We start from the raw sequence: 20,367 nt of genomic DNA on the forward strand, positions 1-20,367 counted from the left end.
GCGGGGTCAGCCTGCGCCGTCTGACTTTTTCAGCAGGCGCAGCGCTTCTTTCACCGCGAAAGGTTTCATCGCCTCCCCATGGGTGGCGACAAAGGCACGGGTGCGTTCGGGATCGTGTTTCGACAGGTCGCGCAGCCACCAACCGATCGCCTTTTGGATGAACCAACGGTGATCCGGCACCATCGTCGCGGCCCAGCCTAGGATGCGGTCCCGCGCGGCAAGCTCTTCTGGTTTAGGGTTGTTCTGCTTGGTCCACGGCAGGGTCGAGACCAAAGCCGCCCGCCGCGTCCAGAGATGATCGGAGGCGACCCAGCCTTCCACTTCGTCCAGACGTGTCGGATCGGCCACCAGACGTTTCTGCGCGGCCATGCTGGCATGGTCGGCAATCGCCCAACTGTCGAAATCCGCGGTCCAGCTTGCGATCAACGCCCATGCGGCTTGATCGTCGGGGCGCAGTCGCGCTTGGGTCAGCAGCTTTGCTGCCGCGACGCGCGCCTCGAAAATATCCGACTGCCACAGGGTGTCGGCAAGGGCGACTCGGCCCTCAACATCGAGCGCATCGCGCCAAGTCTGGGCAAGCTCCGCGATCTGCGGATTGGTCAAGCCGAGATAGCGCCGGTCGGCTTTGTGATAGGCGCGCATCTCTTCGGCGCGGGCCGGGTTGGCCTGCGCTTCGAGGTCCTCAAGGGCGGTTTCCAAATTCATTCCACCGTCACCGATTTCGCCAGATTGCGCGGCTGGTCCACATCCGTGCCTTTGGCAACGGCGGTGTGATAGGCCAGCAACTGCGCCGGAACCGCATAGAGGATCGGGGCCAGTGCATCCGGGACGGGGGGCATTTCGATGCTGAACCAGACGCCTTCATTGGCTTCGGCCTGACCTTTGGAGTCGGAAATCAGGATCACCTTGCCCTTGCGCGCCATGACCTCTTGCATGTTGCTGACGGTCTTGTCGAAGAGCGCGTCGCGCGGCGCCATGACGACCACCGGCACATGCTCATCCACCAGTGCGATGGGGCCGTGCTTCAGTTCACCTGATGCATAAGCTTCGGCGTGTATGTAGCTGATTTCCTTGAGTTTCAAGGCGCCTTCGAGAGTGAGGGGATACATCTGACCTCGGCCAAGGAACAGCACGTCACGGGCATGTGAGAGCTTCAGCGCGGCCTCTTGCATTGTGTCGTTCTGTTCAAGCGCCGTGCTGATGATCGCGGGCAGCCCCCGCAGGCTTGAGATGTGATCGGCGAATGTCTCGGCGCTGATCGCTTCGCGGTCCCGTGCGGCCTTGAGAACCAGCGCAAAAAGCACGACCAATTGGCAGGTGAAGGCTTTGGTTGAGGCGACGCCAACCTCGACACCGGCATGGATCGGCAAGGCCAGATCGCTTTCGCGGGCGATGGAGCTTTCGGGCACGTTGACGACCGAAAGGATACGCGCGGCCTTGCCCTCGCAATAGCGCAGGGCGGCCAGCGTATCTGCGGTTTCCCCTGATTGGCTGACGAAAACCGCCAGCGTACGCGGCGGGATCGGCGGCTCACGGTAGCGGAATTCCGAGGCGACATCGACTTCGACCGGCAGACGGGCGATCTTTTCAAACCAGTATTTCGCGGTGAAACAGGCATAGGACGCAGTGCCGCAGGCCACCATGATGATCCGGTCAAACTGCGTAAAATCAATATCCTGCGCGCTGATGTTGATCTCGCCTTCGGGGGTCAGGTAGTGGCCGATGGCCGCACCGATCACGCCGGGTTGCTCGGCGATCTCTTTGGCCATGAAGTGCTTGTGCCCGGCCTTGTCGATGCGGGTGCTGTCAATCTGCACGTATTTGATTGCGCGGTTGGCCAGCGCCCCGTTGCGGTCGGTGATCTCTACCGACGTGCGGGTGATTACGGCGCAATCCCCCTCTTCGAGATAGGCAATTCGGTTGGTTAGCGGAGCCAGCGCGATGGCATCGCTGCCCACATACATCTCACCCTCACCATAGCCGATGGCCAAGGGGGACCCCTTGCGCGCCGCGATCATCAGGTCTTCGTGCCCGTCAAAAAGGAATGCCAGCGCAAAGGCGCCTTCGAGGCGGGCGAGGGTCTGTTTGGCGGCCTCCACCGGGCCTGCGCCCTGCGCCATATGATGCTGGGTCAGCAGGGCGACGGTTTCGGTATCGGTCTCGGTCACGAAATGCGCGCCATGTTCGGCCAGTTCTGCCCGCAGTTCGCGGAAGTTTTCGATGATCCCGTTGTGCACCACGGCTACCGGCCCGGCCTGATGCGGGTGGGCGTTGGTCACGCTCGGCGCGCCATGGGTGGCCCAGCGGGTGTGACCGATGCCGGACTTGCCCGCCAGCGGCTCATGCACCAGCGCGTCCGAGAGGTTCACCAGCTTGCCCAAGGCGCGACGGCGGTCGAGTTTGCCGTTGTTCAGCGTGGCAATGCCAGCACTGTCATAGCCGCGATATTCCAGCCGTTTCAACGACTCTACCAGAATGGGAGCGACTTCATGGGTGCCAAGCACCCCCACAATTCCACACATGTTTAGCTGCCCCTCTGCATTTTCGCCTTCTTGGCCTTTAGAATTTCGAACATTTTGCGGGCCATGCCCGGTTTTTCGATCTGCGGCGCGCGCGACAGGGCCAGCGCCTCTGGCTCCACATCTGAAGTGATGACCGAACCCGAGCCGGTCATCGCGCCTTCGCCGATTGTCACCGGGGCCACCAGCATGGTGTTCGACCCGATGAAAGCGCCCGCGCCGATGGTGGTGTGATGTTTCATCACGCCGTCATAATTGCAGGTGATCGTGCCCGCCCCGATGTTGCTCCGCGCGCCGACGGTGGCATCGCCGATATAGCTCAGGTGGTTGACCTTGGCCCCTTCGGCGATCTGCGCATTCTTCACCTCAACAAAATTGCCGATGCGCACATCTTCGGCCAATTCCGCGCCGGGACGCAGGCGGGCATAGGGGCCGACCACGCCGCCGCGTGAGACATGGCACCCTTCTAGATGCGAGAAGGCGCGGATCGTGCTGCCAGATTCCACGGTCACATTCGGGCCGAAGACGACGTTGGGTTCCACCACCGTGTCGCGGCCAATATAGGTGTCGCGGGATAGAAAGACCGTTTCGGGGGCGACCAAGGTTACGCCGTCTTCCATCAGCAGCGCGCGGGCGCGGGATTGGAACGCAGCCTCGGCCCGGGCGAGGTCGCCGCGAGAGTTCACGCCCATCGTCTCGGCCTCGGTACAGGTGACCACGGTGGCGCTGCGCCCTTCGGCGCGGGCAAGGCCGATGATGTCGGTGAGGTAGTATTCTTCGGAAGCGTTGTCGTTGCCCACTTTGTCGATCAGATCGAACAGAAGCTCGGATTTGCAAGCCACCACGCCGGAATTGCACAGGGTAATGGTGCGTTCCTCGGGCGAGGCGTCCTTGAACTCAACGATACGCTCCAAGGTGTCGCCCTGCATCACCAGACGGCCATAGCGGGCGGGGTCGGCGGCTTCGAACCCCAGCACCACCACATCATGGGTGGCCAAAGCTTCTTGCATCTTTTCCAATGTCTCGGGCTGCACGAAGGGCGTGTCGCCGTAAAGCACCAGCGCCATACCGTCGAAACCTTCCAACGCCGGGCGGGCCTGTGCCACCGCATGGGCCGTGCCCAGCTGTTCGGTCTGTTCGACCACCTGCGCGTCCTCGTCAAAGAGGGTGGCCGCAGCACGCACTTGATCCGCCCCGTGGCCCGCGACGACAACCGTATGACGGGGGCCAAGCATGGCGCCTGCGGCCATGGCGTGTTCGAGCATGGGAGCGGAGGCGACGCGGTGCAGCACCTTTGGCAGGTCCGAGTTCATCCGTGTCCCCTTGCCCGCGGCAAGGATGATCAGTGCAGTTTCCATGTAAATCTCTTTGTCCTTCAGCTTGCATTCTCTTTACGCGCTTCGCACAAAGGCGCAAGGTTGTGGCCCATCAAACTAGATTGCGGTCTGCAACACGATGCCATTTTGCAAGGCGGGGTTCCGCCCAAGGAGTACCCAGTGAAGACAGTCGTTTTCGATCTCGACGGCACTTTGGCCGATACCTCAGGCGATTTGATCGCCGCCGCCAACGCCTGTTTCCGTGATATGGGCGAGGGCGATGTGCTGGTTCATGCCGAGGATGCGGGCACCGCGCTGCGTGGCGGGCGAGCCATGCTGACGCTGGGAATGCAAAAGCTGGGCCGTGCCGATGATGCGGCGACGATTGACCGCTATTACCCAATGCTACTCGAAGCCTATGGGCGCGACATTGACACCCATACCATCATGTACCCCGGCGCGATGGAGGCGGTGGCCGCGCTCAAGGCCGCAGGCTACCGCGTGGCGATCTGCACCAACAAACCCGAGGCTTTGGCAGAGTTGCTGTTGACCCGGCTTGGCGTGCGGGATGCATTCGGCGCGATGCTGGGGGCCGATAGTCTGGACGTGCGCAAGCCCGACCCCGAGCATTTGTTCGAAACCGCGCGGCGTGCCGGCGGCGATCCGGCACAATGCGTGTTGATCGGGGACAGCGACACCGACCGCAAAACCGCCAAAGCCGCCGGGGTGCCCTGTGTGCTAGTAACTTTTGGCCCCTCGGGCGAGGACATGGCAGCGCTGGAGCCCGAAGCCCTGTTGGACAATTTTGCCGACCTGCCGGAGTTCATTGAACGTTTGATCGGCAAGGCCGCCTGACGGCAGAGCGTTTCGGCAGCTTCACGCAGCGGGAGCCGGTCCCTGACGGCGCGATTGAGGCGGCGGTGACAGTGATCCGACACGGCGGTTGCACCGGTACAGGACGACCCCCGCCGAGGTGGCCTTACTGGAACAGGAATTCGCCTCGTCAATGGGAGCGAATTCCTGCCTCACCGTGGCCTCGGGCGGCTAGGTTTAGAAGCGGATTGTGCCATGTTTGCCCATATCGGGTTTCTCGCCGGTCAGTTGGGCTTTGCCGATCTCATAGAGAAATTTGAACCCGCCATCGGTGGCCCAGACCTCGGCTTCGGTCAGGTCGAAGCGGATCAGTTGCACATCGGGGTCTTGCTTGCCGTCCTCGAACCACGCGCCCGCAATGGCGTTCCAGATCTTGTCCAACTCAGTCGGGTTGGTAACGGCAGAGACATGACCGTCGATCCGTGCCCAAAGAGATTCGTCCTTGCTGGCGATCAGATATTCCGCAGCGGCGCGCCCCTCGGCAGATTTCGCCAAATCGGTGCCTTTGGCGGTGATAAACCAGAGCACGGCGGAACGGTCGTCTTCGTCGATGTAGTGGGTCATCGGGATCGCACGGGCGGTCTTGGTTGCTAGCATCCCGGCGCGGGTGTCGTCCAGACGGTCCCAGAACTCTTTTTTCAGATCATCGCTCATTTGCATCTCGCTTTGTTGTAGTGTTCCCTTGGTCGCAGGGCCAACCCGCCGCGGCGCAGCGCGGTTCCACATCGCGCTGCTTGACGCAAAGCGGGCGGGGCGGTAGGTAATGAACAAGCGTTCAATAAATCGGGGGAGAAGCCGTGTTCAACGCAAGTATGCAGTTTGATCTGGGAGAAGACGTCGCGGCCATGCGTGAGATGGTGCACCGCTGGGCGCAGGAGCGCGTCAAGCCGATGGCGGCCGAGATCGACACGAAGAACGAATTCCCGCCTGAACTTTGGACCGAGATGGGCGAACTGGGCCTCTTGGGTATGACCGTCGAAGAAGAGTTCGGCGGCTCCGGTCTTGGCTACGTCGCCCACACTGTCGCGGTCGAAGAGATCGCCCGCGCCTCGGCCTCGGTCTCGCTTTCCTACGGGGCGCATTCCAACCTCTGCGTGAACCAGATCAAGCTGAACGGCACGCCAGAGCAAAAGGCGCAGTTCTTGCCGAAACTCTGCTCGGGCGAGCATGTCGGCGCGCTGGCCATGTCCGAAGTGGGCGCGGGCAGTGACGTGGTGAGCATGAAGTTGAATGCCGAAAAGCGGAACGATCACTTCCGCCTGAACGGCAACAAATACTGGATCACCAATGGCCCCGATGCCGAGACGCTGGTGGTTTACGCCAAGACCAACCCCGAGGCGGGCTCGAAGGGGATCACCGCCTTCCTGATTGAAAAGTCGATGAAGGGCTTCACCACCTCGAACCATTTCGACAAGCTGGGCATGCGCGGCTCGAACACCGCCGAATTGATTTTTGAAGATTGCGAAGTGCCCTTCGAGAACATCCTCGGCGAAGAGGGCAAGGGCGTGCGCGTGCTGATGTCGGGCCTCGACTACGAGCGCGTCGTGCTGGCAGGCATCGGCCTTGGCATCATGGCCGCCTGTCTGGATGAGATCATGCCCTATATGGCCGAGCGCAAGCAGTTCGGCCAGCGCATCGGGGATTTCCAACTGATGCAGGGCAAGATGGCGGATATGTACACCGCGATGAACTCGGCCCGGGCCTATGTCTACAGCGTGGCGCAGGCTTGTGACCGGGGCGATGTGACCCGTCAGGACGCGGCGGCTTGCTGCCTCTATGCCTCGGAACAGGCGATGGTGCAGGCGCATCAGGCGGTGCAGGCGATGGGCGGCGCGGGCTATCTCAGCGACAATCCCGTGGGCCGCATCTTCCGCGATGCCAAGCTGATGGAGATCGGCGCGGGCACCTCGGAAATCCGCCGCATGTTGGTGGGCCGTGAGATGATGGGGGCCATGTGATGCGCGCCGCGCTGCTGGCCTGTGCGCTTCTTGCGGGGCCGGTGGCCGCGCAAGAGATCACCTATTCCGACGCCGCCACCGCAGAATGTCTGGCCGGGGCGCAAGAGTTCACCGACCAGCGCGCCTGTATCGGCTTGTCGTCAAACCTCTGCATGGAAGCGCCGGGCGGATATTCGACCTATGGCATGGGAGGCTGTCTCGACGCGGAGTTGACCTTCTGGGACGGCTTGCTGAACGAGAACTACCGCGCGCGGATGGTGCAGTCTAAATCTGCCGATGAGGATGCCGCGCTCTACCAGCCGGAATTGCCCTCTCAGGCCGAGGCCCTGCGTGACATGCAGCGCGCGTGGATTACCTTTCGCGATGCCGCCTGCGATTATGAACGCAGCCAATGGGGCGGTGGCACGGGCGGCGGGCCTGCAACCTTGGCCTGCCTGATGCAGATGACGGCCGAACAGGCTCTGCGTCTGGGGGCGGCCTATTAACCGCGTCACGAAGTGTCGGCCTGACAGGACGGAGGGATCAGAATGGAGAACCTGATAGAACTGGAGACAGAAGGCGGTGTGATGCACGATTTTCTGCCGTGGCTGATTGAGGGGTTCGAGATCCTCGCGGCGGTCATCGACATCGCGGCCATCATTCTGCTGCTGATCGGCGCGGCGCGTTTCCTGACCGGGGTGACGATTGCCGAGATCGCCAAAAAGGGCGCGGAGCGGGTGCGCCGCACCAACCGCGAGCGCATCGAACTGGGACGCTACATCCTTGCGGGGTTGGAGCTTTTTATCGTGTCGGATGTGATCCACACTGCGATCAGCCTGCGGTTTGCGGACCTGCTCTTCCTGCTGATGCTGGTCATCATTCGCTCCATCACCTCTTTCTTCCTCGACCGGGAGTTGGAGCAACTTAAGAAGGAACTTGGCGATGACTGACTTTTCCGACCTCAAAGCACTCTATGTGAACTGCTCGCTCAAAAAGACACCGGGCGACAGCCATACCCAACTTCTGATGAACGCCAGCGCGGGCATCATGGAGGCGCAGGGGGTGAGCGTCGAGCACCTATACCTGCTGGACCACCAAGTGCCGCCGGGCGTCTATCCGGACATGACCGAGCACGGCTGGGACCGGGACGATTGGCCCGCGCTCTGGGAGAAAGTGCTGGCCGCCGACATCCTGATCATCGGCACCCCGCTTTGGCTGGGCGAGGAAAGCAGCGTCTGCCGGGTGTTTATCGAGCGGCTTTATGCCATGTCGGGCAAGTTGAACGACAAGGGTCAGTCGGTCTTTTACGGCAAGGTCGGCGGCTCGGTGGTGACGGGCAATGAGGACGGCATCAAACATGTCGCCATGACTACCGGTTTTGCGATGAACCACCTTGGCTACACCATCCCGCCGCAGGCCGATTGCGGCTGGATTGGCGAGGCGGGGCCGGGGCCGTCTTATGGCGATGATGTGGACGGCAAGCGCGCAGGGTTCGACAACGAATTCACGCAGCGCAACACCACCATCATGACTTGGAACGCCATGCATCTGGCACGAATGCTGAAAGCGGCGGGCGGCTATTCGCAAGAGGGCAACGACCGCAACGCATGGGATGCCGGCGCGCGGTTTGATTTTGAAAACCCGGAGTATCGAAGCTGATATGACACAGGACGATTGGCCGATCTGGCAGGGCAACATGGCCGCGCAGTGTTCGGCGCAGCCCGATGACGCCACAGCGATCATTGATCTGACCGACGCGGTCCGCCGCGACGTGAGCTACGGCGCGCTGCATGAGATGGTCGATGGGCTGGCCCGCGCGCTGAAGGCCGAAGTAGCCCCCGGGGAGCGCGTGGGTGTCTTGCTCAGCCAATCGCCGTGGTGCGCGGCGGCGCATCTGGCGATCTGGAAGATCGGCGCGATCTCTGTGCCGCTGTTCAAGCTTTTCAAACGTGACGCGCTGGCCAGCCGGATTGGCGATGCAGGCTGTGCGATTGTGCTGACCGATGCCGAAGGCGCGGACCTGCTGGGCGATCTGGCCACCCCGTGGATGGCGGCTGATGTGGGCACGGCAGGCGGCCCGGTCGACTTTGCCGATGTCGGCCCCGAAGACCCCGCCGTGCTGATCTACACCTCCGGCACCACCGGCACGCCGAAAGGCGCGCTGCATGGCCACCGGGTGCTCTCGGGCCATCTGCCCGGGGTCTCGGTCAGCCATGACCATCTGGGGCAGGCGGGCGATTGCCTTTGGACGCCCGCGGATTGGGCATGGATCGGTGGGCTGTTCGACGTAGCGATGCCTGCGCTGGCACTTGGCGTGCCGGTAGTGGCCGCACGGATGCCCAAGTTCACCGTCGAAGGCTGCGCCGATGTGATTTCGCGCGGTGAGGTGCGCAACGTCTTCTTCCCGCCCACGGCGCTTCGCATGCTGAAAGCCGCGGATGTATCCTTGCCCGGCCTGCGTTCGGTCGCCAGTGGCGGCGAGCCTCTGGGCGCCGAGATGCTGGCATGGGGTCGCAAAGCCTTCGGGCTGGAGATCAACGAGTTTTACGGGCAGACCGAATGCAACATGGTGGCCTCAAGCTGCGGGGGTGACTTCCCGGCGCAGCCCGGTTGCATCGGCAAGCCGGTGCCGGGGTTCGAGATCGCCGTGCTGGATGAGGGCGGCCACCCCACCGATGCCGAAGGCGATGTGGCGGTGCGCAAAGGCGCGCCCTCGATGATGCTGCACTACTGGAACCGGCCCGAGGAGACGGCGGCCAAATTCCACGGCGACTGGCTGCTGACCGGCGACCGGGGCATCTGGGAGGGCGACTACCTGCGTTTTGTGGGTCGCGAGGATGATGTGATTACCTCCGCTGGCTACCGCATCGGCCCGGCGGAGATCGAGGATTGCCTGCTCACCCATAGCGCGGTTGCGACCTGCGGGGTGGTCGGCAAACCCGATGCGCTTAGGACCGAGATCGTCAAGGCCTACGTGGTGCTGAAACCCGGTGCCGAGGTCGAGGCGAAAGAGTTGCAAGACTGGGTCAAAAACCGGCTCGCAAGCTATTCCTACCCGCGCGAGATTGCATTCGTGGAGGACCTGCCGATGACCGTGACCGGCAAGGTAATCCGCAAGGAACTAAAGCGTCTGGCGGCGCGAGAGAATGAGGACGTAACATGAAACTGACATCCCAAGCCCTGCCATCCTCGGATGCCTATAAGGCCAATGAGATGGCCCATCTCAAGGCACTGAGCGAAGTGCGCGACGCGGCGGAGGCTGCAGCCCTCGGCGGTGGCGAGAAATCCCGTGCACGGCACGAGAGCCGGGGCAAGATGCTCCCCAGAGAGCGGGTGGCGAACCTGCTCGATCCCGGCAGCCCGTTTCTGGAAATCGGCGCCACGGCAGCGCATGGGCTTTACGATGGCGCGGCCCCTGCCGCCGGTGTGATCGCGGGCATCGGTCGGGTGCAGGGCCATGAGGTCATGGTGGTCTGCAACGACGCCACCGTGAAGGGCGGCACCTATTACCCGATGACGGTGAAAAAACACCTCCGCGCGCAGGAGATTGCCGAGGCGAACCATCTGCCTTGCATCTATCTGGTGGACTCGGGCGGTGCCAACCTGCCGAACCAAGATGAAGTCTTTCCCGACCGCGACCATTTTGGCGCGATTTTCTACAATCAGGCGCGGATGAGCGCCAAGGGCATCGCCCAGATCGCCGTGGTGATGGGCTCTTGCACCGCCGGCGGCGCTTACGTGCCTGCGATGTCGGATGTGACGATCATCGTGAAGGAACAGGGCACCATCTTCCTCGCCGGACCGCCGCTGGTGAAGGCCGCGACGGGGGAAGTGGTGAGCGCCGAAGACCTCGGCGGTGGCGACGTGCACACCCGTCTGTCAGGCGTGGCCGATTACCTCGCCGAAGACGATGCCCATGCGCTGGCACTAGCGCGCCGCGCGGTGGGGCAGCTGAACAAGACCAAACCGACAACCGTCGATTGGGCCAGCCCCGAAGAGCCCGCTTATGACCCCGCCGAGATGTTGGGCGTCGTGCCAGCCGATCTGCGCACGCCCTATGACATCCGCGAGGTGATCATGCGGCTGGTCGACGGCAGCCGCTTTGACGAGTTCAAGTCCCGCTTTGGCGAGACGCTGGTCTGCGGCTTTGCCCATGTCAAAGGCTGCCCCATCGGCATCATTGCCAACAACGGCGTGCTGTTTTCCGAAGCCGCCCAGAAGGGCGCGCATTTCGTGGAGCTTTGCAGCCAGCGTAACATCCCGCTGGTGTTCCTGCAGAACATCACCGGCTTCATGGTCGGCCGCAAATACGAGAACGAGGGCATCGCCCGCCACGGCGCTAAGATGGTGACGGCGGTGGCCACCACCAATGTGCCCAAGATCACCATGCTGGTCGGCGGCTCCTTCGGGGCGGGCAACTACGGCATGTCGGGCCGGGCATACCGTCCGCGGTTCCTGTGGTCTTGGCCCAACAGCCGGATCTCGGTCATGGGGGGCGCTCAGGCGGCGGGGGTGTTGGCCACCGTCAAACGCGACGCGATTGAGCGGGCGGGCGACACCTGGACCGAGGAGGAAGAGACCGCCTTCAAACAGCCGACGATCGATATGTTCGAGAAACAGAGCCATCCGCTCTATGCCTCTGCAAGGCTGTGGGACGACGGGATCATCGATCCGCGCAAGAGCCGCGATGTGCTTTACCTGAGCCTTTCGGCCAGCCTAAACGCGCCGATTGAGCCGACGAAATTTGGTTTGTTCCGGATGTGATTGTGGCGCGAAGCGGGGGGCACCCCTCCGCGATCCCACAACATATTCGGAGCCAGAAAGAGATGAAAAGGGTAGGGCATGTTTGACACGATCCTGATTGCGAACCGGGGTGAGATTGCTTGCCGGGTGATGGAAACCGCACAAGCCATGGGGGTGCGCTGCGTGGCGGTGTACTCGGACGCCGATGCGGGCGCGAAACACGTGGCGATGGCGGATGCCGCCGTGCATATTGGCGGCTCGGCCCCGGCTGAGAGTTATCTGAAGGGCGATGTGATCATTCAAGCCGCGCTGGATACCGGCGCGCAGGCGATCCATCCGGGCTACGGGTTTCTGAGCGAGAACCCCGATTTCGTGGAGGCGGTCGCGGCCGCGGGGCTCACCTTCATCGGCCCCTCGGCCAAGGCGATCCGGGCCATGGGCCTCAAGGACGCCGCCAAGGCACTGATGGTCGAGGCGGGCGTGCCCGTCGTGCCGGGCTACCACGGGGCGGATCAGGACGATGCGCTTTTGGCTGAGGAAGCCGAGAAGATCGGCTATCCGGTGTTGATCAAGGCCGTCGCGGGCGGCGGTGGCAAAGGCATGCGACTGGTCGAGGAGCCCAAGGGCTTTCAGGCGGCGCTCGACTCGGCACGCTCGGAGGCCAAGACCGCCTTTGGCAACCCGGATGTATTGGTCGAGAAGTTCGTGACTAAGCCGCGCCATATCGAGGTGCAGGTCTTTGGCGACGGCACCCATGCGGTGCATCTGTTCGAACGGGACTGTTCGCTGCAGCGCCGCCACCAAAAGGTGATCGAGGAGGCGCCCGCGCCGGGCATGACAGAAGATATGCGCGCGGCCATGGGCCAAGCGGCGGTGCGCGCCGCCGAAGCGATCGGCTATGCCGGGGCAGGGACGGTGGAATTCATCGTCGACGGCTCCGGTGGGCTCTCGACCGACGGGTTCTTCTTCATGGAGATGAACACGCGCCTGCAGGTGGAGCATCCGGTGACCGAACTGGTGACCGGGATCGATCTGGTGGAATGGCAGCTGCGCGTGGCAGCGGGCGAGGCCCTGCCAAAGGCTCAAGATGAACTCACGATCAACGGCCATGCCTTCGAGGCGCGGCTCTATGCCGAGGATGTGCCGAAGGGGTTTCTGCCCGCCACCGGCACGCTGACGCATCTGTCCTTCACGCCCCAGACCCGCGCGGACAGCGGTGTGCGGGCGGGCGACACGATCAGCCCCTTTTATGACCCGATGATCGCTAAGGTCATCGTGCACGGGGCCACGCGCGACGTGGCACTGTCGCGCCTGCGCGCGGCGCTCAAGGGCTGCGAGGTGGGCGGCACGGTCACCAACCTCGCCTTCCTCGGCGCACTGGCGGGGCATGAAGGCTTTGCCAAGGGCGATGTCGACACCGGGCTGATCGCGCGGGATATCGACGCGCTGACCGCGCAGCCAGAGGTGCCGGGGCGGCATTTCGCGCTGGCGGGGATGGCGGCGCTTGGGTTGGATCAGCCGCAGGCAGAGGCCGGGTTCAACCTCTGGCGGCCCTTGCGACGGCAGGTGATGCTGGGCCATGATGGCGAAGAGCATTTGCTGAAGGTGCGGGTGCTGTCCGAGGACATGCAGCTTTGGACCGTGGCCGATCACGAGTTGCGCGCTGAGCGGATTGGCGGACGCTGGAAGATCGACGGCCATGTCGCGCCGCCGGTCTCAGTTGCTGGCGACATGGTCACGGTCTTTGACGCCTATGGTATCGCTTTTGGTGTGATCGATCCGCTGGCGCGGGCCGCCGCAGCCCATGGCGATGGCAACATCGTTGAGGCCCCGATGCCCGGTCTGGTCCGTGCCATCGACGCCGAGGTTGGCCAAAGCGTTGCCAAAGGCGACCGTCTGGCGGTGCTGGAGGCGATGAAGATGGAGCATTCGTTGCTCGCCGCGCGCGATGGCGTGGTGGCCGAGGTGCTGGCACAGCCCGGTGATCAGGTCGAAGCCGGTGCCGCGCTGGTACGGCTGGAAGCCGAGGAAGACGCATGATTACGCTGCACCACTGCCCCCAGACCCGCTCGATGCGCACACTCTGGCTGCTGCACGAACTCGACGATGTGGAGTTTCAGGTCAAGGTTCATGCCTTCGACCGCAGTTTGCGCGACCCGGAATATCTGATCCTCTCGCCCGCGGGGCGGGTTCCGGCGCTGGAAATCGACGGCGAGCGTATGTTTGAGACTGGCGCGATCACGCAGTACCTCTGCGAACGCTACAGCCCCGACCGCATGGGCCGTTCTGTCGGCAGCCCTGATAGGATGGCTTGGCTGGTCTGGGTGCATTTTGCGGAAACCGTCAGCCAGCACACCGCGGCGCTAACCCAGCAGCACATCGCCCTGCGCGACGATTCCATGCGCAGCCCCATCGTGATGAAGCTCGAAGCCGCGCGGATCGGGAAATGCTATGATGCGCTGGAGGCGCGGCTCTCGACACCGCTGGAGAACCGCGACTACTTGTTGACCTCTGGCTTTTCGGCCGCCGATATCTCGGTGGGCCAAGCGGTCTATATGGCGCGGCATTTCGTGAAATTGGATGACCACCCCTCGGTCGCGGCGTGGTATGAACGGATCACGGAACGTGACAGCTTCGCACAGGCCTTGCCCGATGGGGCAAAGCTTTACGAGGAGGATTTCTACGCGCCATGGCCGGTTGAGTGACCGTGGCCCATTCAGGGAAGGAGAGCGGCCAATGAGCCTTGGACCATGTGAGATTTTCGAGGTCGGCCCGCGGGACGGTCTGCAGAACGAAAAACGCGAGATTCCCGTGGCCGAAAAGGTCGCGCTGGTGGACAAGCTGAGCGCCGCAGGCTTTGCCCGCATCGAATGCGCCAGTTTCGTCAGCCCGAAATGGGTGCCGCAGATGGCCGGGTCAGGCGAGGTACTGGCGGGGATCACACGGGCCGAGGGCGTGCGCTATGCCGCGCTGACGCCGAACATGCGCGGCTATGAGGATGCGCTGGCCGCAAAGGCGGATGAGATCGCCATCTTCGCCTCGGCCTCGGAAGGCTTTAGCCAGAAGAACATCAACGCCAGCATCGAAGAGGCGTTTGAGCGGTTTGCCCCGATCCTTGAAGAGGCGCGGCATGTGGACATGCCGGTGCGGGGCTATGTCTCTTGCGTGGTGGAATGCCCCTATGACGGTAAGGTCGACCCCGGCGCGGTGGCGCGGGTGGCCGACAGGCTCTTTGCGATGGGCTGTTACGAGATTTCCTTGGGCGACACCATCGGCGCGGGCACGCCCGACAGCATCGCGCGGATGCTGCTTTCGGTGCGCGACGTGGTGCCGGCAGGGCGGCTGGCGGGGCACTACCATGACACGCACGGGCGGGCGATGGCCAATATCGACGCCTCGCTGTCGATGGGGCTGCGGGTCTTTGACGCGGCGGTGGGCGGCTTGGGCGGTTGCCCCTATGCGCCCGGCGCGGCGGGCAATGTCGCCACCGAGGCGGTGAACGAACATCTGACGGCGCTTGGCTATGACACCGGCCTCGATCAGGCGGTGGTGCTGGAAGCCGCTGAAATGGCGCGGGCAATGCGAGGCTGACATGTACGAGACTTTGACGATCGAAACCGACGCGCGCGGGGTGACGACGCTCACCCTGAACCGTCCTGAAAAGCACAATGCGATGTCCGCGCAGATGCTGGCGGACCTGACGGATGCGGCGGGTAAACTGGCCGCCGACGATGCGGTGCGTGTGGTGGTGCTGACCGGGGCGGGCAAATCCTTTTGCGCGGGCGGCGATCTGGGCTGGATGCGCGATCAGGCGGATATGGATGGCGTGACACGCTCAGCCGAGGCGGGCAAGCTGGCGACGATGCTGGGCGCGCTCAATGCGCTGCCGAAGCCGGTGATCGGGAAGTTGCAGGGCAATGCCTTTGGCGGCGGGGTCGGCATGGCTTCGGTTTGTGACGTGGCCGTGGGGGTCGATACGCTCAAGATGGGGTTCACCGAAGCCCGGCTGGGCATCATCCCGGCGACGATCGGGCCATACGTTTTGGCGCGGATGGGCGAGGGGCGCGCGCGCCGCGTCTTCATGTCGGCGCGGCTTTTTGGCGCGGCGGAGGCGGTCGATCTGGGGCTGCTCGCCCGCGCCGTTCCGGCCGACGAGCTCGACGCGGCGATTGAGGCCGAAGTCGTGCCCTATCTCTCCTGCGCGCCGGGTGCCGTTGCGGCGGCCAAGAAGCTGGCGCAGGACTTGGGTGGAATCGCCACACCAGAGGCGGTGAAAATGTCGATCGACGCGCTCGCGGCACGCTGGGAAACCGATGAGGCCGCTGAAGGAATCGGTGCCTTCTTCGACAAGCGCAAAGCCGCATGGGTGGTCTAGCTCAAGGCTTTGGCGAAATGGCTCTATTGCGGGCCCGTGGGCGGCATTAACCGGGCTTGGCCCGTTGACCCTACCCACGGGCAGAGTTAAACCCGTTCCAAGTTTGTCTGCGCGGGCTTTTGGCCTTTGCCTCATGCCGCGCACCGCGAAAGGAGCATCCCCTTGGACGACATGCTGCGGGAATACCTGCCCATCCTCGTTTTTCTGGCCGTGGCGATTGGCCTTGGCCTCGTGCTGATCCTCGCCGCCGTGGTCGTGGCCGTGCGCAATCCTGACCCGGAAAAGGTCTCGGCCTATGAGTGCGGGTTCAACGCTTTTGACGACGCGCGGATGAAGTTTGACGTGCGTTTCTATCTGGTGTCGATCCTCTTCATCATCTTCGATCTCGAAATCGCCTTCCTCTTCCCATGGGCCGTGGCCTTCAAAGAGGTGAGCATGGTGGGCTTTTGGTCGATGATGGTGTTCTTGGGCGTGCTGACGGCTGGCTTCGCCTATGAATGGAAGAAGGGAGCGCTGGAATGGCAGTAAATGATGACGCGCTGGTCACCCCGGTGATGGGCGATGGCCACCAAAGCCCGCGGGTGAAATCCGGTGCTTCTGCGCCAGCAGCCTACGGTCAATACGGTGCGGGGCCTGATCCTGAATTCGCGACCCAGAGCCTGAATGCCGAGTTGCAGGACAAGGGTTTCCTGCTGACCTCTACCGAAGACATCATCAACTGGGCGCGTACCGGCAGCTTGCACTGGATGACCTTTGGTCTGGCCTGCTGCGCGGTTGAGATGATGCACAGCTCCATGCCGCGCTATGACCTTGAGCGTTTCGGCACCGCACCGCGCGCCTCTCCGCGCCAGTCGGACCTGATGATCGTCGCGGGGACGCTGACCAACAAGATGGCCCCGGCGCTGCGCAAGGTCTACGACCAGATGCCAGAGCCGCGCTATGTGATCTCGATGGGCTCCTGTGCCAATGGTGGCGGCTACTACCACTACAGCTACTCGGTCGTGCGCGGCTGTGACCGGATCGTGCCGGTTGATGTCTATGTGCCTGGTTGCCCGCCCACGGCAGAGGCGCTGCTCTATGGTATCCTCCAGTTGCAGCGTAAAATCCGCCGCACCGGGACAATTGTGCGCTAAGACAAGGGCCTGCGCCGGATCGGGGCAGGCAAAAGGACGATGCGCCAAAGGCGCGGGACAGTGAGATGGCGTTGATCGGCGCGTGGAAGGAAGATTTGCGATGAGCGAACAACTGCAGGAACTTGGGGCCTATATCGAAGCCAAGCGGCCCGATTGTGTGCTGGGATGGGATGTCACCAAGGGTGAGTTGAACATGTCCGTGGCACTGGCAAATATCGCGGGCCTTGTTGAGTTCCTCAAAGGCGACCCGACCTGCCGTTTCTCGACTTTGGTCGATATCACGGCGGTGGATTATCCGGGCCGTGCGAAACGGTTCGACGTGGTGTATCACTTCCTGTCGATGTACCAAAACCACCGCATCCGCCTGCGTGCCACCGCGCGTGAAAAGGATATGGTGCCCTCGATCACCGGCGTTCACCCCAGTGCCGATTGGTTCGAGCGTGAAGTCTTCGACATGTTCGGCATCCTGTTTTCCGGTCACCCGGACCTGCGCCGCATCCTGACCGACTATGGCTTTCGCGGCCACCCGCTGCGCAAGGACTTCCCGACGACGGGCTATACCGAAGTGCGCTATGACGAAGCCGCCAAGCGCGTGGTCTATGAACCGGTGAGCCTTGTGCAGGAATACCGCCAGTTCGATTTCATGTCGCCTTGGGAAGGGGCCGATTACATTCTGCCCGGCGATGACAGGTCCGCGCCCGATGGCAATGTGAGCAAGGACGCGAAGTAATGGGCGGGCTGGGCTGGCTGATCCTCTCGGCGCTGACGGCCATTCCAATGGTCAAGCTGCTGCCGTTCTTTGGCATTAATAAATACTGGGCGGCGGCCTGTCTGATCCCGCTGGGCACGATCGCCTTGCTGTGGTGGATGGGCATGAAGCTGCAAGAACTGGAGAAACGGTAATGGACGGCGACATTCGCACAAAAGCCTTTGACGACGGGTCGACCGACTTTGAGTCCGGCGAACAGAAGATCCGTAACTTCAACATCAACTTCGGCCCGCAACACCCTGCCGCACACGGTGTTCTGCGTCTGGTGCTTGAGCTTGACGGCGAGGTTGTAGAGCGGTGCGATCCGCATATCGGTCTGCTGCACCGTGGCACCGAAAAGCTGATGGAGAGCCGCACCTATCTGCAAAACCTGCCGTATTTCGACCGGTTGGATTACGTGGCCCCGATGAACCAAGAGCACGCTTGGTGTCTGGCCATCGAAAAGCTGACCGGCACCGTGGTGCCGCGCCGTGCCTCGCTGATCCGGGTGCTGTTCTGCGAGATTGGCCGCATCCTGAACCACCTTCTCAACATCACCACGCAGGCGCTTGACGTGGGCGCGCTGACGCCGCCGCTCTGGGGTTTTGAAGAGCGCGAAAGCCTGATGATCTTTTACGAGCGGGCCTGTGGCGCGCGTTTGCACGCGGCCTACTTCCGTCCCGGTGGTGTCCACCAAGACCTGCCGCCAGCGCTGCTGGACGATATCGAAACATGGTGCGCGCAATTCCTGACAAAATTCATGGTCGATATCGACGAGCTGCTGACCGAGAACCGGATCTTTAAACAGCGGAACGTCGACATCGGCATCGTCTCCGAGCAGGAAATTCTCGATTACGGATTCAGCGGCGTCATGGTGCGCGGCTCGGGGCTGGCGTGGGATCTGCGGCGTTCGCAACCCTATGAATGCTATGACGAATTCGACTTTCAAATCCCCGTGGGCAAGAACGGCGACTGCTTTGACCGTTACCTCTGCCGCATGGAAGAGATGCGCCAGTCGACCCACATCATCCAGCAGGCGATCGAAAAACTGCGCGCCCCCGAAGGGCAGGGCGATATCCTCGCCCGCGGCAAGATCACCCCGCCATCGCGCACCGCAATGAAGACCGACATGGAAAGCCTGATCCACCACTTCAAGCTTTACACCGAAGGTTTCCACGTGCCCGAGGGCGAAGTGTATTGTGCGGTCGAGGCGCCGAAGGGCGAGTTCGGCGTCTACCTCGTGGCCGATGGCTCCAACAAGCCCTACCGCTCTAAGATCCGCGCGCCGGGCTTCTTGCACTTGCAGGCGATGGACCATGTGGCCAGCGGCCACCAGCTTGCCGATGTGGCCGCGATCATCGGCACCATGGACGTCGTCTTTGGAGAGATCGACCGGTGATGCAGGCCGCATCGCTCCATTTTGAAGAAATTTACGCCGGAGGCGCTTTTGGCCTCCGCCTGACCATAGGTTCGAACTAATGCTCCGCCGTCTACACCCTGACCAGCCCGACAGTTTTGCCTTCACGCCCGCCAACCAAGAATGGGCCGAAGCGCAGATCACCAAATACCCCGAAGGCCGTCAGGCCAGCGCGATCATTCCACTGCTGTGGCGCGCGCAGGAGCAAGAGGGTTGGCTGACCCGTGCGGCGATTGAACATGTCTCGGAAATGCTGGGCATGGCCTATATCCGCGGGCTGGAAGTGGCGACATTCTACTTCATGTTTCAGCTGCAACCTGTTGGTTCCGTGGCACATATCCAAGTTTGCGGCACCACATCCTGCATGATCTGCGGGGCCGAGGATTTGGTCGCCGTCTGCAAAGAACGCATTGCCGCCAAACCGCATGAGTTGTCGGCGGATGGGCGTTTTTCGTGGGAAGAAGTCGAATGCCTTGGCGCGTGCTCCAACGCGCCGATGGCCCAGATTGGCAAAGACTATTACGAAGACCTGACCACCGCGCGGCTCAATGAAATCCTTGATGAGTTGAGCGATGGGCGCGTGCCGGTGCCCGGCCCGCAGAACGGGCGCTATGCGTCAGAGCCTTTGGGCGGGTTGACCAGCCTCACGGACCACGAAAGCGGGCGCACGCAATACAATGCCAGCGTGCAGGCTGCGGTGGACATCGGCGATACCGTCAAACGCATCGACGGCACCGAAGTGCCGCTGCTGACCCCGTGGCAAAACCAGCCCGAGGCGCCGCAGCCTGAAACGGTGGAAGAGGTCGAAGCCGAAGAGCCGCGTCCCGCCGAGGGCGAGGCCACCGACAAAACCGGCGTCACCGAACAAGAAGCCGAAGCCACGTCAAAGAGCAAACCACGCTCCAAACGCGACCCCAAGGGCGAGAGTCCCGATGCGGTAAAGGCCGAGACCAGCGCCCCCGCGACGCCTGGCCAAAAGCCCGCCCAGTTGGACGCCCCCCGCGAGGGCGGTGCGGACGACCTGAAAAAGATCAAAGGCGTCGGCCCGAAGCTGGAGCAGATGCTGAACGGCATGGGCTTTTACCACTTTGACCAGATCGCCCAGTGGGGCCCAGAAGAGGTCGCTTGGGTTGATCAGAACCTCGAAGGGTTCAAAGGTCGCGTCAGCCGCGACAATTGGGCAGAGCAGGCCGCGCGCCTCGCCAAAGACTAAAGACGGAGATTTCACAACGGGCCAAGGACGGCACCATTACCACCCCGCAAAGCCATAAGCCGCATCGCCCGCATTAAGGGAGAGAAGGACAGT

Annotated in this window: 21 protein-coding genes and 1 pseudogene; 18 read left to right on the forward strand and 4 right to left on the reverse strand. The window is 62.7% G+C overall.

Features of this window, described 5'->3' with window-relative positions; translation table 11 throughout:
- Positions 1-6 precede the first annotated feature (6 nt).
- Genes A3722_RS04775 through glmU form a run of 3 tightly spaced genes read right to left on the reverse strand, consistent with a single transcriptional unit; the run spans position 7 to position 3,877 of the window.
- The gene (locus A3722_RS04775) at positions 7-705 is read right to left on the reverse strand and encodes a DNA alkylation repair protein (RefSeq protein WP_067625682.1); all 699 of its coding nucleotides are present in this window, start codon (positions 703-705) and stop codon (positions 7-9) included.
- Entirely contained in the window at positions 702-2,522 is a 1,821-nt protein-coding gene (gene glmS / locus A3722_RS04780) for a glutamine--fructose-6-phosphate transaminase (isomerizing) (RefSeq protein ID WP_067625684.1), read from the reverse strand. Before glmS ends, A3722_RS04775 begins: the two co-directional genes overlap by 4 nt.
- Before the next feature lie 2 nt (positions 2,523-2,524).
- Positions 2,525-3,877, reverse strand: coding sequence for a bifunctional UDP-N-acetylglucosamine diphosphorylase/glucosamine-1-phosphate N-acetyltransferase GlmU (glmU, locus tag A3722_RS04785; protein WP_067625686.1), 1,353 nt, complete (start codon positions 3,875-3,877; stop codon positions 2,525-2,527).
- A 138-nt stretch (positions 3,878-4,015) separates the two neighbouring features.
- Between glmU and A3722_RS04790 the strand changes: the two genes are divergently transcribed.
- Positions 4,016-4,690: an HAD-IIIA family hydrolase gene (locus A3722_RS04790; protein WP_067625690.1), complete on the forward strand. Its 675-nt coding sequence runs from the start codon at positions 4,016-4,018 to the stop codon at positions 4,688-4,690.
- Positions 4,687-4,880: pseudogene (locus tag A3722_RS24710) on the forward strand (aminotransferase); the annotation flags it as partial. The gene A3722_RS04790 and the pseudogene A3722_RS24710, both read left to right, overlap by 4 nt.
- Positions 4,881-4,885: 5 nt before the next feature.
- Here A3722_RS24710 and A3722_RS04795 read toward each other — a convergent pair.
- Positions 4,886-5,362, reverse strand: coding sequence for a pyridoxamine 5'-phosphate oxidase family protein (locus A3722_RS04795; RefSeq protein WP_067625736.1), 477 nt, complete (start codon positions 5,360-5,362; stop codon positions 4,886-4,888).
- A 143-nt stretch (positions 5,363-5,505) separates the two neighbouring features.
- Here A3722_RS04795 and A3722_RS04800 point away from each other — a divergent pair, with 143 nt between their 5' ends.
- The 16 genes from A3722_RS04800 to A3722_RS04870 all read left to right on the forward strand — a co-directional run bounded on the left by A3722_RS04800 (position 5,506) and on the right by A3722_RS04870 (position 20,274).
- Positions 5,506-6,666 (forward strand): isovaleryl-CoA dehydrogenase, encoded by a 1,161-nt coding sequence (locus A3722_RS04800; protein ID WP_067625692.1) that lies wholly within the window; start codon positions 5,506-5,508, stop codon positions 6,664-6,666.
- Positions 6,666-7,151 (forward strand): lysozyme inhibitor LprI family protein, encoded by a 486-nt coding sequence (locus A3722_RS04805; protein ID WP_067625694.1) that lies wholly within the window; start codon positions 6,666-6,668, stop codon positions 7,149-7,151. The genes A3722_RS04800 and A3722_RS04805 overlap by 1 nt, the downstream gene beginning before the upstream one ends.
- A 42-nt stretch (positions 7,152-7,193) precedes the next feature.
- Complete coding sequence (locus A3722_RS04810) at positions 7,194-7,595, forward strand: DUF1622 domain-containing protein (protein WP_067625701.1); 402 nt, start codon at positions 7,194-7,196, stop codon at positions 7,593-7,595.
- Complete coding sequence (locus A3722_RS04815; protein ID WP_067625704.1) at positions 7,588-8,304, forward strand: flavodoxin family protein; 717 nt, start codon at positions 7,588-7,590, stop codon at positions 8,302-8,304. Before A3722_RS04810 ends, A3722_RS04815 begins: the two co-directional genes overlap by 8 nt.
- Position 8,305: 1 nt before the next feature.
- Positions 8,306-9,808, forward strand: a complete 1,503-nt coding sequence (locus tag A3722_RS04820; RefSeq protein ID WP_067625707.1) for an AMP-binding protein — start codon at positions 8,306-8,308, stop codon at positions 9,806-9,808.
- Positions 9,805-11,409, forward strand: coding sequence for a carboxyl transferase domain-containing protein (locus tag A3722_RS04825; protein ID WP_067625712.1), 1,605 nt, complete (start codon positions 9,805-9,807; stop codon positions 11,407-11,409). Before A3722_RS04820 ends, A3722_RS04825 begins: the two co-directional genes overlap by 4 nt.
- 78 nt (positions 11,410-11,487) lie before the next feature.
- Positions 11,488-13,428 (forward strand): acetyl/propionyl/methylcrotonyl-CoA carboxylase subunit alpha, encoded by a 1,941-nt coding sequence (locus A3722_RS04830; protein WP_067625715.1) that lies wholly within the window; start codon positions 11,488-11,490, stop codon positions 13,426-13,428.
- Positions 13,425-14,093 carry a glutathione S-transferase family protein gene (locus tag A3722_RS04835; protein ID WP_067625719.1) on the forward strand — a complete coding sequence of 223 codons (669 nt, stop codon included), beginning with the start codon at positions 13,425-13,427 and terminating at the stop codon, positions 14,091-14,093. The genes A3722_RS04830 and A3722_RS04835 overlap by 4 nt, the downstream gene beginning before the upstream one ends.
- A 31-nt stretch (positions 14,094-14,124) precedes the next feature.
- Positions 14,125-14,979: a hydroxymethylglutaryl-CoA lyase gene (locus A3722_RS04840; protein ID WP_067625721.1), complete on the forward strand. Its 855-nt coding sequence runs from the start codon at positions 14,125-14,127 to the stop codon at positions 14,977-14,979.
- Between the two features lies 1 nt (position 14,980).
- Positions 14,981-15,763, forward strand: a complete 783-nt coding sequence (locus tag A3722_RS04845) for a crotonase/enoyl-CoA hydratase family protein (RefSeq protein WP_067625724.1) — start codon at positions 14,981-14,983, stop codon at positions 15,761-15,763.
- A gap of 162 nt (positions 15,764-15,925) precedes the next feature.
- The gene (locus A3722_RS04850; RefSeq protein WP_067263411.1) at positions 15,926-16,291 is read left to right on the forward strand and encodes an NADH-quinone oxidoreductase subunit A; all 366 of its coding nucleotides are present in this window, start codon (positions 15,926-15,928) and stop codon (positions 16,289-16,291) included.
- Entirely contained in the window at positions 16,282-16,896 is a 615-nt protein-coding gene (locus A3722_RS04855) for a NuoB/complex I 20 kDa subunit family protein (RefSeq protein WP_236627345.1), read from the forward strand. Before A3722_RS04850 ends, A3722_RS04855 begins: the two co-directional genes overlap by 10 nt.
- 100 nt (positions 16,897-16,996) lie before the next feature.
- A complete protein-coding gene (locus A3722_RS04860) occupies positions 16,997-17,626 on the forward strand; it encodes an NADH-quinone oxidoreductase subunit C (RefSeq protein ID WP_067625726.1) in 630 nt (209 codons plus the stop codon).
- Positions 17,626-17,799: a hypothetical protein gene (locus A3722_RS24515; protein WP_162931847.1), complete on the forward strand. Its 174-nt coding sequence runs from the start codon at positions 17,626-17,628 to the stop codon at positions 17,797-17,799. Before A3722_RS04860 ends, A3722_RS24515 begins: the two co-directional genes overlap by 1 nt.
- Positions 17,799-19,043 (forward strand): NADH-quinone oxidoreductase subunit D, encoded by a 1,245-nt coding sequence (locus A3722_RS04865; protein WP_067625730.1) that lies wholly within the window; start codon positions 17,799-17,801, stop codon positions 19,041-19,043. Before A3722_RS24515 ends, A3722_RS04865 begins: the two co-directional genes overlap by 1 nt.
- Before the next feature lie 79 nt (positions 19,044-19,122).
- Positions 19,123-20,274 carry an NADH-quinone oxidoreductase subunit E gene (locus A3722_RS04870; RefSeq protein WP_067625732.1) on the forward strand — a complete coding sequence of 384 codons (1,152 nt, stop codon included), beginning with the start codon at positions 19,123-19,125 and terminating at the stop codon, positions 20,272-20,274.
- The last annotated feature ends 93 nt before the right edge of the window (positions 20,275-20,367 follow it).

It is taken from the genome of Sulfitobacter sp. HI0027 (assembly GCF_001634775.1).
In the GTDB taxonomy this organism is placed as follows: Bacteria; Pseudomonadota; Alphaproteobacteria; order Rhodobacterales; family Rhodobacteraceae; genus Sulfitobacter.